The organism is Simplicispira suum, assembly GCF_003008595.1.
Classification (GTDB): domain Bacteria; phylum Pseudomonadota; class Gammaproteobacteria; order Burkholderiales; family Burkholderiaceae_C; genus Simplicispira; species Simplicispira suum.
Window position 1 is genome coordinate 1,260,245 of the sequence record NZ_CP027669.1, and the last position, 11,558, is coordinate 1,271,802.

The window sequence follows — 11,558 nt, forward strand, 5'->3', positions numbered from 1 at the left end:
GATTGCTCCAATAAATGATTCTGTTGGCCGCTTAAACGGCGGCGGCGCCGGCGACGATCTCGGACAGCTCTTTGGTGATGGCCGCTTGGCGAGTCTTGTTGTAGACCAGCTTGAGTTCACCGATCACCGTACCGGCGTTGTCGGTGGCAGCCTTCATGGCCACCATACGCGCCGATTGCTCGGAAGCCATGTTCTCGGCCACGGCCTGGTAGATAAGCGACTCGACGTAGCGCACAAGCAGTTCGTCGATGACGCTCTGGGCATCAGGCTCGTAGATGTAGTCCCAGCCGGTCGTCGAGCCACTGGACGAATGCATATCCTTCGAGGAAAGCGGCAGCAACTGCTCTACCACGGACTCCTGCCGCATCGTGTTGATGAAGCGGGTGTAGCTCAGATAGACCGCATTGACCTCGCCCTTTGCGTAGGCATCGAGCAGCACCTTGACCGGGCCAATCAGTTTGTCCAGATGCGGTGTGTCGCCCAAACCTGTGGCATGCGCGACGACCTTGGCTCCGACACGGTTGAGAAAGCCCAGACCTTTGTTGCCAATGGCCACTGCCTCAATGGCGACACCGGCACTCTGCAACTCGCGCAGTTTCCCGGTAACTGCGCGCAGCACGTTGGTGTTCATGCCACCGCACAGCCCCTTGTCTGTGGTCACGACGATCACGCCCGCCGCCTTGGCGTCGTTGATCTTCATGAACGGATGGATGTACTCGGGATTCGCCTGGCCAAGATGGACCGCAATGTTGCGCACCTTCTCGCTGTAAGGACGGGCTGCACGCATCCGGTCTTGCGCCTTGCGCATTTTGGATGCAGCCACCATCTCCATGGCCTTGGTGATCTTCTTGGTGTTTTCCACCGATTTGATCTTGCCGCGTATTTCCTTGCCTGCTGCCATGGGACCTCCTCAGCGGCTCAATTAAGCGAAAGACTTCTTGAACGCAGCCACAGCGTCGGACAAAGCCGCTTCAGCGTCTTTGTCCATTGCCTTGGCGGCTTCGAGCTTGTCAAGCAATGCTGCGTGGCTGGTCTTGAGGAACTGGTGCAGCCCATGCTCGAAAGCAAGCACGTTCTTGACGTCGATGTCGTCGAGGAAGCCCTTGTTCACTGCGAACAAGGTGGCCGCCATCAGCGAAATGGGCAGGGGACTGTACTGGGCCTGCTTGAGCAATTCCGTCACGCGGGCACCGCGGTCGAGCTGCTTGCGGGTGGCGTCGTCCAGATCGGAAGCAAACTGCGCGAATGCAGCCAGCTCGCGGTACTGGGCCAGATCGGTACGAATACCGCCGGACAGCGACTTGATCAGCTTGGTCTGCGCCGCTCCACCGACGCGCGAGACCGAAATACCGGCGTTGATGGCTGGGCGGATACCGGCGTTGAACAGGCTGGTTTCCAGGAAAATCTGGCCGTCGGTGATCGAGATCACGTTGGTAGGCACGAAGGCGGACACGTCGCCAGCCTGCGTTTCAATGATGGGCAATGCGGTCAGCGAACCCGTCTTGCCCTTGACTTCGCCCTTGGTGAAGTCTTCCACGTACTTTTCGTTCACGCGGGCTGCGCGCTCCAGCAGACGGCTGTGAAGATAGAACACGTCGCCGGGGTAGGCTTCACGGCCTGGTGGGCGGCGCAGCAGCAGGGACACCTGGCGGTAGGCAACAGCTTGCTTGGACAGGTCGTCGTACACGATGAGGGAGTCCTGGCCGCGGTCGCGGAAATACTCGCCCATGGTGCAGCCGGAGTAGGCCGATACGTATTGCATGGCGGCGGACTCAGAAGCCGATGCGGCCACGACGATGGTGTAGTCCATGGCACCGGCTTGCTCCAGCGAGCGCACCACGTTCTTGATGGACGATGCCTTCTGGCCGATGGCGACGTAGACGCAGGTAACGCCCTGACCCTTCTGGTTGATGATGGCGTCGATGGCCACGGCCGTCTTGCCGGTCTGGCGGTCGCCAATGATCAGCTCGCGCTGGCCACGGCCAATTGGCACCATCGAGTCAATGGACTTCAAACCGGTCTGCAGCGGCTGATCCACGGACTTGCGCGCGATCACACCTGGAGCAACCTTTTCGATCACGTCAGTCATCTTGGCGTTGATCGGGCCTTTGCCATCAATCGGCTGACCGAGCGCGTTGACCACGCGGCCAATCAGCTCGGGGCCGACGGGCACTTCCAGAATGCGGCCCGTGCACTTGACGGTATCGCCTTCTGAGATGTGCTCGTACTCGCCCAGAATCACCGAGCCGACCGAGTCACGCTCGAGGTTCAGCGCCAAACCGTACGAAGGCGTGCCATCGGCGGTGGCCGGGAACTCGAGCATTTCGCCCTGCATCGCGTCCGACAGGCCATGGATGCGCACGATGCCGTCCGACACGGACACCACGGTGCCTTGATTTCGGATGTCAGAACCAACTTCGAGACCTTCAATGCGGCTCTTGATCAGTTCAGAAATTTCTGCGGGATTGAGTTGCATGACTCTTTCCTTCTTTCTTTGGTTTGCCTAGGGGCCCAGCGCGCACTCAGGCGGTGAGGGCGGCTTTCATTTGTTCAAGTCGGGCTTTCACCGAGGTGTCGAGCACTTCATCGCCCACCACCACGCGAATGCCACCGATCAGCGACTCGTCGCGCTGCACGCTCAGGTTCAGCTTGCGCGAGAAACGTTTTTCAAGCGTGGCGCCGAGCTCGGCCAAAGCAGAATCGTCCATGGCGAAAGCGCTGTAAACCACCGCATCAGACGAACCACGCTGGCGATTCACCAGTGCACGAAACTGGGCGGCGATTTCGGGCAGCGCCTCGACGCGGTCGTTATCGATCACCGTGCGCAGAAAGTTCTGCGCCAGTGTCGGCAAGGCCTCGCCTGCCACCCCAGTCACCAAGTCGAACAGTTGTTCTGACGTGACCTTGGGGTTGCCGACAACTTGCTGCAGCGCGGGGCTGGCGGCAATGGCGCCAAGCCGGTCGGCCCAATCCAGCGCAGCGCGCGAAGCGCCTTCGCCTTTGTCAGCGCAGGCCTTGAACAAGGCTTCCGCGTAAGGGCGGGCAATGGTCGCGATTTCGGCCATACGTGTGCCCCCTACAGTTCGGTCTTCAAACGCGTGAGCAGGTCGGCATGGACGCCGGAATCGACCTCCTTGCGCAGGATCTGCTCGGCACCTTTGACGGCCAGCACCGCAACCTGCTCGCGCAGCGTTTCGCGGGCCTGAACGGCCTGCTGTTCGGCTTCCGAACGGGCGGCAGCCACGATCTTGCCGGCTTCTTCGCTGGCGCGAACCTTGGCTTCTTCAATGATGGCTTGGGCGCGGCGGTCCGCGTCGGCAAGACGTGTCGCCGTCTCATTGCGTGCCTGCGACAACTCCTGCTCGACACGCTGATTGGCAGCGCTCAGCTCGGATTTGGCACGGTCGGCAGCAGCGAGGCCATCGGCGATTTTCTGGGCTCGCTCATCCAGCGCCTTCGCAACCGGGGGCCACACGAATTTCATCGTGAACAGCACCAGGATCAGGAAGACGATGGCCTGAACGAACAGGGTCGCATTGATACTCACGGCAACACCTTTCTAAGTGGGCGTTGAAGGGAGCTTAGGCCAGGACGAAGGGGTTGGCGAAAGCGAACAGCAGGGCGATAGCGACGCCAATCAGGAATGCGGCGTCGATCAAACCAGCCAGAACGAACATCTTGGTTTGCAGTTCGTTCATCAATTCAGGCTGGCGAGCCGAGGCTTCCAGGAACTTGCCACCCATCAGGCCAATGCCAATGGAAGCACCAATAGCGCCCAGGCCCACGATAAGACCGCAACCCAGAGCGACGAGACCGAGAATGTTTTCCATGATGACTCCTGATTGAAAAAAGAAAAGTTGAGAAAGAAAGGGAAATGGTCAGTGAGATTCATGCGCCTGGCCGAGATAAATCAGCGTCAGCATCATGAAAATAAAGGCTTGCAAGGTGATGATCAGGATGTGAAAAATCGCCCAAATCGTGCCCGCAATGATGTGCCCCACGGGGAGCAACACGCCGGAAAGCGACAAGGCTGCTGCACCGCCCATCACGGCGATCAGCATGAACACCAACTCGCCAGCGTACATGTTGCCAAACAGTCGCATACCGTGCGAGACCGTCTTGGCAACGTATTCAATGATCTGCATGAACAGATTGATCACACCCAGAATCAGGGCAAAGATCGGGTTCTTGCTGGTGCCAAAAGGCGCCGTGACGAGTTCGTGCATCCAGCCGCCAAGACCTTTGATCTTGACGCTGTAAATCAGACACAAAACCAGCACGGAGACCGAGAGGCCCATCGTGGTCGAAAGGTCGGCAGTGGGAACAATGCGCAGGTAGGCATGGTGCGGATCGTTGCCTGCGGCACCCCATATCTGCGCCCAGATGACGGGCAGCAGGTCCACCGGCAAAAGATCCATGGCATTCATCAGGAAAATCCAGACGAATACGGTGAGCGCCAAAGGAGCAATCAGTTTGCGGCTTTGAGCATTGTGGATCGTGGCCTTGGCCTGGGTGTCGACCATCTCGATCATGATTTCCACCGCCGCCTGCCAGCGACCCGGCACACCGGACGTAGCCTTTCGCGCAGCCAGCCAGAAGAAAAAGAGACCCAAACCACCCACCAACAAGCCGACGATGATGGAGTCGTAGTTCACGACCGACATGTCAATAACGGCTTTTTGCTTGATGTTTTGAAGATGCTGCAGGTGGTGAACGATGTATTCACTTGCAGTCGGAGCGTGCGCTTCTGCGGCCATCGGACAACTCTTCTCTCAATCAATCGGTTTTTCGGACACCGGGCCGCACCAAAAGCACGAACCAGTACGTTTTCATCGTCACCACCATTGCAACCAGCAAAGCCGGCCAACTTGGCGACTGGAGCCAGCGCGTCGCCATCCACAGCATGGCAACGGTTAGCGCAATTTTCGCCATCTCCCACACGAACAACCCTACCAACACCTCGCCGACTGTCTGTCTTGCGCGCGCCATGCCGCGCGCAAAAAGCGCGGCAGGAACTACGACACACAAGGCACCCCAGGCAGCAGACCCCGCCACCGCGCGGTCTTGGGTGATGAGCCAGGTCAGCAAAGTGACCAAGGAGCCCACCAGCAACTGCCCAAACACAAGACGCCACACAGACAATGCGGGATGGCGTTTGCGCCATTCGCGAGCCTGATCGGGCGTCAGCGGCTTGAACTCGGGTTCTTCGTCCTCAGCTTCGTGTCTGGGGGCGACTGGATTCACATGGGCCTCCCCGCATTGGCACGTCGAAATTTTATCGAAAGCCTCTCATTATAAGTAAAAACCCGTGGCCAGCGCCAATTTTTGCACACTGTCGGTTTTTGACGGCGCGCAGCGTGGTCAATCTGCCCATTCCCGGACCCAAGCGCATGCCTGCATCGCTGTCCAAACGTGAGTAAGCTACCCGTATGGAGACGCCACCCATTCCGCCCAAGCCGGCCGACGCAGCCATCGCTTCCGACACGCGCAAGAACTCGTTGATCGAGTATCCCTCGCGCTTCCCAATCAAAGTGATGGGAGCCAACGAGGACGGTCTGGTGCGCGCACTGACAGAGATTGCCAGGCGTCTGGATCCAAGTTTTGATGCCGCAGGCATCGAATTGCGGCCAAGCCGAACGGGCAAGTACCTCGGAGTGACGTTGACCGTGACTGCAACCAGCCGGGAACAGCTCGACGCGCTCTATCTTGCTTTCACTTCGCATGCGCTGGTCAAGGTGGTTCTCTGACCGAGGCAGAGAGCGTGTCCATCGAACTTCATCGCCTTGGCCGGGTGGCTTATGCGCCGACCTACGCCGCGATGCAGGAATTCACCGCGCAGCGATGCGCAGATGCGCCTGATCAGCTCTGGATTTGTGAACACCCACCGGTGTTCACCCAAGGCATCTCCGCCCGCCCAGAGCATCTGCTGGATACCGGTGACATCCCCGTAACAACCACCAATCGGGGCGGCAAGGTCACCTTTCACGGGCCGGGCCAGGTCGTGGCCTACCCGCTGATCGACTTGCGTCGTGCAGGCTATTACGTCAAAGAATATGTCTACCGCGTGGAGGAGGCCGTGATTCGCACTCTGGCGCATTTCGGCATCACCGGCCACCGGGTAGCTGGTGCGCCAGGCATCTATGTGCGGCTCGATGATCCGACCAGCCACCAAGTGCTGGCTCAGCGGCCGCGTCACAGAGAGCCCGGCGCACCGCTTCCCGGACCCGACTTTGCGGGCCTGGGCAAGATTTCAGCGCTCGGCATCAAGGTGACGCGCCACTGCAGTCTGCATGGCGTGGCTCTCAACGTGGCAATGGACTTGGAGCCGTTCGCTCGCATCAACCCATGCGGCTACATGGGTTTGCGCACGGTGGACCTTTCTACAATCGGGGTCCACACCACTTGGGATGAGGCTGCGGATGTGCTCAGCAAGCATCTGATCGCGCGGCTGACGCCCTGAATCCGAAGCCAGCCATGAGCACCTCCGACGTCGTCCGCGAAGCGCAATCGAGCGCCGAATACAACCCGCTTATCAAGCAAAAAGCAGCCGCCAAGCTCTCGCGCATTCCGGTCAAGGTGGAGCCAGGCCCGGTGCTGAAGAAGCCCGAATGGATTCGGGTCAAGGCGGGTTCGCCCAGCACACGCTTCTATGAGATCAAGAGCATCCTGCGCGAGCACAAGCTGCACACCGTATGCGAAGAGGCCAGCTGCCCGAACATTGGCGAATGCTTTGGCAACGGCACCGCCACGTTCATGATCATGGGCGACAAGTGCACGCGCCGCTGCCCGTTCTGCGATGTGGGGCATGGCCGACCCGACGCACTCGACAAGGACGAGCCCTTGAACCTCGCGCGCACCATTGCTGCGCTGCGCCTGAAGTACGCGGTGATCACCAGCGTGGACCGCGACGATCTGCGCGACGGCGGCGCCGGGCATTTCGTGGAGTGCATTCAGAACATTCGCGCGCTCTCCCCCAGCACGCAGATCGAAATCCTCACCCCGGATTTTCGCGGACGCGACGAGCGCGCACTGGAGATTCTCAAAACTGGATTGCCTGATGTAATGAACCACAACTTGGAAACCGCACCCCGGTTGTACAAGGAAGCGCGCCCAGGAAGCGACTACCAGTTTTCCTTGAACCTGCTCAAGAAGTTCAAGGAACGGTACCCGGACGTGCCTACCAAGAGCGGCATCATGGTGGGCCTGGGCGAAACCGACGAGGAAATTCTGGACGTGATGCGCGATCTGCGCGCGCATGGCGTGAGCATGCTGACCGTCGGCCAGTACCTGGCGCCCAGCAGCAGCCATCTGCCCGTGCGCCGCTACGTGCACCCAGACCAATTCAAGCAAATTGAGGAAGCCGCCTACGCCATGGGTTTCTCGCACGCTGCCGTAGGCGCCATGGTGCGATCGAGTTACCACGCGGATCAGCAGGCGCACGCCGCCGGCCTGTAGCTACGCAAGCAGTGTGCGGCTACGCCCTGCCGGTGTATTCGCCGCGCGCCGGGTAGTCCTTTGCAATGGCGAAATCCATTGCGCCCAGCAACTCGTCGAAATGCGGGCGCGCAAACGGCATGGTCTGGACGGCGCCGTAGTACAGGCTGCCGTCGGCCTGCACGATGAACACGCCGGGTTCGGAGAACAGGGCCGGCTCTTCGATGCCGATGGACGTCATGCCGCGTGAAGTGCTCACATACAGACCCCAGGCGCGCGCCACATCCAGCGGCAGATCGTAGCCCACGCGCAGCTGCGGCGCGCCCAACTTGTCGGCCATAGCGCGGGCGCGCTCCTGGGTGTCGCTGGAGATGGCGATCACCTCGACACCCCGTTTTTCAAAGTCTTCGCGCAGGCGCCCCAATTCGAGCAGGTACTTGAAGCAAATGGGGCAGTGCAGCCCCCGATAAAACACCACCAAGGTGGCGCGCATGGGCTTTTGCGCTGACAAGGCATAGGGTCCGTGATCCAGGGTAGGCAACTCAAGGGCAGGCACAGCTTGGCGGGGAACGAGCATGAAGGTCTCCAGAAGTCATGGCCTCGGGATGTACTTTAGGCCACAATTTGAGACGCAGAGTACCCCTTGGTATCAGATTCATGACCGATGATCCCAAAGTAGACCGCCTCTCGGCCTTGCTGCAGCGGTTTCCCATGAAAGTCCGGCCACTTTTCCAGGGGGCATTCGACCCGGCCGGAACGTCTTTCCTGACACCGCCCACTGGCGGTGTGCTGCATCTGGTGGGCGGCGCCGGCGTACTGATGCAGGGCGCGGATATGCTGGCGGAGATCAATGGACCCTGTGTGCTGTTTCTCCCGCGCACCGTCCCGCATCGGCTTTGCGCACATGGCGCCCGCAGCGCGGCGCTGTTGAGCGCCTCGGTGGATATGGGCGCGCCCGAGAACAACCCGCTGGTGCGCGCCCTGCCGCCGTTGGTTCTGGTGGCGCTCTGCGACAGCCCCGAGCTGGAAACCAGCTGCAGACTGCTCTGGGACGAGGCCGATGCCAGCCGCTGCGCGCATGCACTGTTGCTGGAGCGCGCCTGCGAAGTTCTCATGATCCAGCTCCTGCGCTATGCCATCGCCCACCGTTTGATGGACACCGGTTTGCTCTGCGGACTGGCGGACGCACGTTTGATGCGCGTGCTGGCGGCGGTGCACGCCGACCCGGCCGCGCCGTGGACGTTGCCGCGCATGGCAGGCGTGGCGTACATGTCTCGGGCGCGTTTCGCCGCGCACTTCTCCCAGGTGCTCGGCGAGGCGCCGGGCGAATACCTGGGACGCTGGCGTATGGGCGTGGCGCGTTCGCTGCTGGTGCGGGGCATGCCGGTCAAGCAGGTGGCCCAAGAGGCCGGCTACGCCAGCGCCAGCGCACTGACGCGGGCGTTTTCCCGCCGCATGGGACAGCCACCGTCGCGCTGGCTGGCTGAACAGCGCGCCGCCACCGAGGGCCAGCGCCCAGCAGCGGGAATCTCCAAACTCTAAAACATCCAGTATTTTTGGTGTTTTTAGGCTCTCGCGCTTATTGGGTATGTATTTACAGCTATTATTATTATAGCTTTTCATGGCCCGCACAATCGCGCCGAGTCACCGCTCTCCAGCACCTCCTGGGCCCACAGCGCCAACTTGCGGGTGTCGGCCCGCAGCACTTCTTGCTTGATGGCGAGGATTTGCGCCGGATGCATGGAGAAACTTCGCAGTCCCAGTCCCAGCAGCAGCTTGGTGAGCGTCAAGTCTCCTGCCATTTCACCGCACACCGAGACGCTCTTGCCCTGCGCCCGGCATTCGGCAATGACACCCGCCACCAGCGCTAGCACCGCCGGGTGCAGGGGTCATACAGGTCGGCCACCGCTTCGTCGGCGCGATCAATGGCCAGGGTGTACTGGATCAGGTCGTTGGTGCCAATCGACAAAAAATCGAAATGGCGCAAGAACATGCGCACCGTGAGCGCAGCGGCAGGAACCTCGATCATGGCACCCAGACGCACCGCTCCGTATACCGCCCCGCGGTCATCCAGTTCGGCCTGGGCAAGGCCCACATGGGCCAGCGTCTGACGAATTTCTTCGGCATTCACGATCATGGGAAACATCATGTTCACCCGGCCATGGGCAGCAGCGCGCAACACTGCGCGTATCTGCGTACGGAACATGGCTGGGTCGGCCAGGCTCCAGCGGATGGCGCGCAAGCCCAGCGCCGGGTTGAGCGAATCGTCCTTGCGCGCACGCTCCAGCGGCTTGTCGGCGCCAATGTCGAGCGTGCGAATGGTGACCGGCAGACCCTGCATGGCGTCAACCGCCTCGCGGTAGGCGAGGTACTGCTCCTCTTCGTCGGGCAGCTTGCCGCTGCGCCCCATGAACAGGAATTCGGTGCGAAACAGCCCCACGCCTACGGCGCCTGCAGCAATGGCGGCAACGCCATCGGCGGGCAGTTCAATGTTGGCAAGCAACTCCACCCTCTGGCCATCGAGCGTCACACACGGCGTATGGCGCAGGCGGCCCAGGCGCTCACGCTCAAGCTCGATCTGGCGTTGGCGGAAGCCGTATTCGGCCAGGATGATGGCCGAGGGGTCGACGATCATCACGCCAGCGTCGCCATCGATGATGACCCAGTCGTCCTGACGCACCAGTTGGCTCGCTGCGCGTGCGCCCACCACGGCGGGGATGTCCATGCTGCGCGCGACGATGGCGGTGTGCGAGGTCTTGCCACCTACATCGGTGACAAACCCGGCAAACACACTTTTCTTGAACTGCAGCATGTCAGCTGGCGAGAGATCGTGCGCGACAAGTACCAGGGGCACGTCCACGGTGTCGTCGAGCAGCAGATCTTGCTGCGTCTTGCGGCGCGGACTGGCGGCCGGCGGCGCTACCGGATTGGGCGCGCCCTTCATATGGCGCAGGATGCGATCAACCACCTGCTCCAGATCGGTTTTGCGCTCCCGCAGGTATTCGTCCTCCATTTCGTCGAATTGCCGTGCGATCAATTCGAGCTGGGTGGTGAGCGCCCACTCTGCGTTGTACAGACGCTCGGTGATCCAGTGCTTGACGCCCGAGACCAGCATTTCGTCCTGCAGGAGCATGAGGTGCACGTCCAGCAACGCCCCCAGCTCGGGCGGAGCGTCGGACGGCATTTCGGTCTGCAGGCGGGTCAGCTCCTGCATTACGGCGTTGCGCGCGCTGCGCACGCGTTCGATTTCGTCCTCAATCTGGTGCGGTTCGACGAAGTAATGCGCCACGTCCACGCGGCTCGAACCCACCAGCACCGCACGGCCAATGGCAATGCCTCGGGCAACGGCCAGACCGGGAACCGAGAACGTCATCCCCGGCGCCTCTGTTCGCCTGCTTGCGATGGGTAGCGGTTGGGGGTCATTACTGGCCCTCTCCGAATTTGTCGTCAATCAGCGCCACCAGGGCGTCCATGGCCTCCTGCTCGTGTTCGCCATCGGTTTCAATCTCGATCTCGGCGCCCATGCCAGCCGCAAGCATCATCACTCCCATGATGCTCTTGGCATTGATGCGTCGCTCGCCCCGGCTCATCCAAACATCGCAGGGAAAACTCGTGGCGACCTTGCTGAGTTTGGCGGAGGCACGGGCATGCAGGCCGAGCCTATTGCTGATGGTCTTGCGGGTCTTGATCATGAATGGGACGTACTTGATTCTGGGGCGCGCGCACGGCCACCTGCATGACACCTTGCGTACCGCCAACGACGGCGCGCTGGACCAGGAGATCTAGCGACTCGGTTCGGTAGCTTACGGCGCGCAGCAGCATGGGGAGGTTCACTCCGGTAACCAGCCGCGTGGCTGCGCGACCTTCCACCAGACGCTGGGCCATATTGCACGGTGTGGCGCCAAACAGGTCGGTCAGCACCAGCACCGGGCGCTCTGCACAATCTTCCAGCAAGGCACGCGCGCGCTCGAGCGTTTGCTCCGGCGCGGCGTCAGCATGCACATCGAGCGCGCGCACATCGTCGGCGCAATCAGAAAAAACATGCAGAGCACATTCGCGCAAGGCATGCGCAAGCGGTGCGTGGGCGATGAGAAAAATTAGCGTATTCATGCAGAGGAAGCCGC

Annotated in this window: 14 protein-coding genes and 1 pseudogene; 4 read left to right on the forward strand and 11 right to left on the reverse strand. The window is 61.1% G+C overall.

The features are described 5' to 3' along the window. Positions 1 to 31: 31 nt before the first annotated feature. Genes atpG through C6571_RS05975 form a run of 7 tightly spaced genes read right to left on the reverse strand, consistent with a single transcriptional unit; the run spans position 32 to position 5,244 of the window. Positions 32 to 901 carry a F0F1 ATP synthase subunit gamma gene (atpG, locus tag C6571_RS05945; protein ID WP_106445874.1) on the reverse strand — a complete coding sequence of 290 codons (870 nt, stop codon included), beginning with the start codon at positions 899 to 901 and terminating at the stop codon, positions 32 to 34. A 21-nt stretch (positions 902 to 922) separates the two neighbouring features. Further along, the gene (gene atpA / locus C6571_RS05950; protein WP_106445875.1) at positions 923 to 2,476 is read right to left on the reverse strand and encodes a F0F1 ATP synthase subunit alpha; all 1,554 of its coding nucleotides are present in this window, start codon (positions 2,474 to 2,476) and stop codon (positions 923 to 925) included. A gap of 46 nt (positions 2,477 to 2,522) precedes the next feature. Then, entirely contained in the window at positions 2,523 to 3,065 is a 543-nt protein-coding gene (locus tag C6571_RS05955) for a F0F1 ATP synthase subunit delta (RefSeq protein ID WP_106445876.1), read from the reverse strand. An 11-nt stretch (positions 3,066 to 3,076) separates the two neighbouring features. After that, the gene (locus C6571_RS05960; RefSeq protein ID WP_106445877.1) at positions 3,077 to 3,547 is read right to left on the reverse strand and encodes a F0F1 ATP synthase subunit B; all 471 of its coding nucleotides are present in this window, start codon (positions 3,545 to 3,547) and stop codon (positions 3,077 to 3,079) included. Between the two features lie 34 nt (positions 3,548 to 3,581). Further along, positions 3,582 to 3,830, reverse strand: coding sequence for a F0F1 ATP synthase subunit C (gene atpE / locus C6571_RS05965; protein WP_106445878.1), 249 nt, complete (start codon positions 3,828 to 3,830; stop codon positions 3,582 to 3,584). A gap of 48 nt (positions 3,831 to 3,878) precedes the next feature. Beyond that, positions 3,879 to 4,757 carry a F0F1 ATP synthase subunit A gene (gene atpB, locus C6571_RS05970; protein WP_106445879.1) on the reverse strand — a complete coding sequence of 293 codons (879 nt, stop codon included), beginning with the start codon at positions 4,755 to 4,757 and terminating at the stop codon, positions 3,879 to 3,881. Between the two features lie 19 nt (positions 4,758 to 4,776). Next, positions 4,777 to 5,244, reverse strand: coding sequence for an ATP synthase subunit I (locus tag C6571_RS05975; protein WP_106445880.1), 468 nt, complete (start codon positions 5,242 to 5,244; stop codon positions 4,777 to 4,779). A gap of 185 nt (positions 5,245 to 5,429) precedes the next feature. On the opposite strand from C6571_RS05975, the gene C6571_RS05980 reads away from it, so the two are divergent. The 3 genes from C6571_RS05980 to lipA are packed head-to-tail and all read left to right on the forward strand — an operon-like array spanning position 5,430 to position 7,455. Then, positions 5,430 to 5,747 (forward strand): YbeD family protein, encoded by a 318-nt coding sequence (locus tag C6571_RS05980; protein WP_106445881.1) that lies wholly within the window; start codon positions 5,430 to 5,432, stop codon positions 5,745 to 5,747. 20 nt (positions 5,748 to 5,767) lie between these two features. Beyond that, positions 5,768 to 6,460: a lipoyl(octanoyl) transferase LipB gene (gene lipB, locus C6571_RS05985; protein WP_106448073.1), complete on the forward strand. Its 693-nt coding sequence runs from the start codon at positions 5,768 to 5,770 to the stop codon at positions 6,458 to 6,460. Between the two features lie 14 nt (positions 6,461 to 6,474). After that, positions 6,475 to 7,455 carry a lipoyl synthase gene (gene lipA / locus C6571_RS05990; protein WP_106445882.1) on the forward strand — a complete coding sequence of 327 codons (981 nt, stop codon included), beginning with the start codon at positions 6,475 to 6,477 and terminating at the stop codon, positions 7,453 to 7,455. A gap of 19 nt (positions 7,456 to 7,474) precedes the next feature. Here lipA and C6571_RS05995 read toward each other — a convergent pair whose 3' ends face one another. After that, entirely contained in the window at positions 7,475 to 8,011 is a 537-nt protein-coding gene (locus tag C6571_RS05995) for a peroxiredoxin-like family protein (RefSeq protein WP_106445883.1), read from the reverse strand. Between the two features lie 80 nt (positions 8,012 to 8,091). Here C6571_RS05995 and C6571_RS06000 point away from each other — a divergent pair, with 80 nt between their 5' ends. After that, positions 8,092 to 8,976 carry a helix-turn-helix transcriptional regulator gene (locus C6571_RS06000; RefSeq protein ID WP_106445884.1) on the forward strand — a complete coding sequence of 295 codons (885 nt, stop codon included), beginning with the start codon at positions 8,092 to 8,094 and terminating at the stop codon, positions 8,974 to 8,976. Positions 8,977 to 9,053: 77 nt separating this feature from the next. Here C6571_RS06000 and ptsP read toward each other — a convergent pair. The 3 genes and pseudogenes from ptsP to C6571_RS06015 form a co-directional block, all read right to left on the reverse strand. Then, a pseudogene (gene ptsP / locus C6571_RS06005) lies at positions 9,054 to 10,807 on the reverse strand (phosphoenolpyruvate--protein phosphotransferase). Positions 10,808 to 10,856: 49 nt separating this feature from the next. Beyond that, positions 10,857 to 11,126 carry an HPr family phosphocarrier protein gene (locus tag C6571_RS06010; protein WP_106445885.1) on the reverse strand — a complete coding sequence of 90 codons (270 nt, stop codon included), beginning with the start codon at positions 11,124 to 11,126 and terminating at the stop codon, positions 10,857 to 10,859. Then, positions 11,095 to 11,544 carry a PTS sugar transporter subunit IIA gene (locus tag C6571_RS06015; protein ID WP_106445886.1) on the reverse strand — a complete coding sequence of 150 codons (450 nt, stop codon included), beginning with the start codon at positions 11,542 to 11,544 and terminating at the stop codon, positions 11,095 to 11,097. The genes C6571_RS06010 and C6571_RS06015 overlap by 32 nt, the downstream gene beginning before the upstream one ends. Between the last annotated feature and the right edge of the window lie 14 nt (positions 11,545 to 11,558).

Coding starts and splice junctions, on each gene's coding strand:
- C6571_RS05955 (WP_106445876.1), bottom strand. CDS start 3,065: ATGGCCGAAATCGCGACCATTGCCCGCCCTTACGCGGAAGCCTTGTTC.
- C6571_RS06000 (WP_106445884.1), top strand. CDS start 8,092: ATGACCGATGATCCCAAAGTAGACCGCCTCTCGGCCTTGCTGCAGCGG.
- C6571_RS06015 (WP_106445886.1), bottom strand. CDS start 11,544: ATGAATACGCTAATTTTTCTCATCGCCCACGCACCGCTTGCGCATGCC.
- lipA (WP_106445882.1), top strand. CDS start 6,475: ATGAGCACCTCCGACGTCGTCCGCGAAGCGCAATCGAGCGCCGAATAC.
- C6571_RS06010 (WP_106445885.1), bottom strand. CDS start 11,126: ATGATCAAGACCCGCAAGACCATCAGCAATAGGCTCGGCCTGCATGCC.
- C6571_RS05980 (WP_106445881.1), top strand. CDS start 5,430: ATGGAGACGCCACCCATTCCGCCCAAGCCGGCCGACGCAGCCATCGCT.
- atpE (WP_106445878.1), bottom strand. CDS start 3,830: ATGGAAAACATTCTCGGTCTCGTCGCTCTGGGTTGCGGTCTTATCGTG.
- C6571_RS05995 (WP_106445883.1), bottom strand. CDS start 8,011: ATGCTCGTTCCCCGCCAAGCTGTGCCTGCCCTTGAGTTGCCTACCCTG.
- atpB (WP_106445879.1), bottom strand. CDS start 4,757: ATGGCCGCAGAAGCGCACGCTCCGACTGCAAGTGAATACATCGTTCAC.
- atpG (WP_106445874.1), bottom strand. CDS start 901: ATGGCAGCAGGCAAGGAAATACGCGGCAAGATCAAATCGGTGGAAAAC.
- atpA (WP_106445875.1), bottom strand. CDS start 2,476: ATGCAACTCAATCCCGCAGAAATTTCTGAACTGATCAAGAGCCGCATT.